We start from the raw sequence: 1,546 nt of genomic DNA on the forward strand, positions 1-1,546 counted from the left end.
ATTCGTGCTGCATCAAACAGGTCTGTATTGTATTCTATAACAAGCTTCAGCCCCCCGTCAGTTATACGGGCCTCCAGTGTCAGATCAAATTTGGAAGTCTCTGATACAACCGCTTCATAAGACAAAACCGCATCTTCTGATAACACCAGTTGCTGTTGTGCGGACTCGTGTTGTAAGACAAACATCACCTGGAATAAAGGATGACGGCTGCCATTTACGGATAATCCCTGCTGCACAACCACCTTCTCAAACGGGATATGCTGATACTGATAAGCATCTACGGTAAGCTGACGGACACGACTTAACAGGCTCCGGAAAGACTCCTCTCCGGACAACTCCGTGCGTAAGACAACAGTATTTATAAAAATGCCGATCAGATTTTCTATCTCATGATGATTACGATTGGCTACCGGACTTCCTACACTAATATCGCTCTGACCACTATAACGGTATAAGAGCACCTTGAAGGCGCTCAATAAGGTCATGTACAGTGTTACCCCTTCCTGACTGCTCAGTTGCTCCAGTCCGGACAGCAGTTCCCCATCCAGCTCACTGTAACAACGGCTACCGGCATGACCTGTAGAAGCACTACGGGAACGATCGGATGGAAGTTCCAGCACTCCGGCTCCGGATAACTGCGACTGCCAATATGCTAGCCCTTCTTCCAGCAACGGCCCATTAAGGTGACGGCGTTCCCATAAGACATAGTCTGCATATTGAACGCTCAATGCAGGCAGATGATCTTGTTTGCCTTTATACAACTGCACCAGTTCCTGCACGAGTAGTGGCATAGACCAACCATCTGCTGCTATATGATGTAGTACCACCACCAGCAATTGTTCTTCATTCGCATACTCCTGTACCTCGGCACGTAGCATGTAATCTGAATACAGGCTAAACGGACGATCCACAAACTCCTGTACTGCCACATGACCACTTCCCTGGCAAGCGCCTTCAATACGGCGATAACCTAATGACCAACCACCGTCTGACAGCACCTGCTGACAAGCAGTACCTTCTACTTCCAGCATGACGCTGCGCAATACTTCATGGCGGAATAACACCTGCCGGAACGCATGTTCCAGGCGTAATACATCCAAACGTCCATCTACACGAAGCACAGCAGGGATATGATAATGAGTACTTCCTTCCAGTTGATCGATGAACCATAAACGTTCCTGTGAATACGACAATGGTATAAGTGCAGGACGTTCTTCACGCACAATAGCGGGTAATTGCACTCCTACTCCCACTTTTGTGATATAAGCTGACAGCTCGGAAAGGACGGGGTAACTGAAAACATCACGGATGCTTACTGTTATATCCAGCACATTACGCAGCTGGGAAACTACCCTTGCTGCCAGCAACGAATGCCCTCCCAGTTCAAAGAAGTTATCATAGACACTTACCTGTTCCACTCCCAGCAGCTCGCGCCAGATATTAGCTATGGCTTGTTCGGTATCGTTACGCGGTGCTACATATGCACGCACTGATGTGATCAAACCTGATACCGGTGGTAAAGCACGACGGTCCAGCTTTCCATTGG

At 48.3% G+C, this 1,546-nt stretch carries 1 protein-coding gene; it reads right to left on the reverse strand.

All coding sequences use genetic code 11. The features are described from left to right. The coding region (locus C7475_RS32685; RefSeq protein WP_233260050.1) for a condensation domain-containing protein at positions 1–1,546 on the reverse strand (1,546 nt) is incomplete at both ends.

This window comes from Chitinophaga sp. S165 (assembly GCF_003182155.1).
GTDB lineage: Bacteria > Bacteroidota > Bacteroidia > Chitinophagales > Chitinophagaceae > Chitinophaga.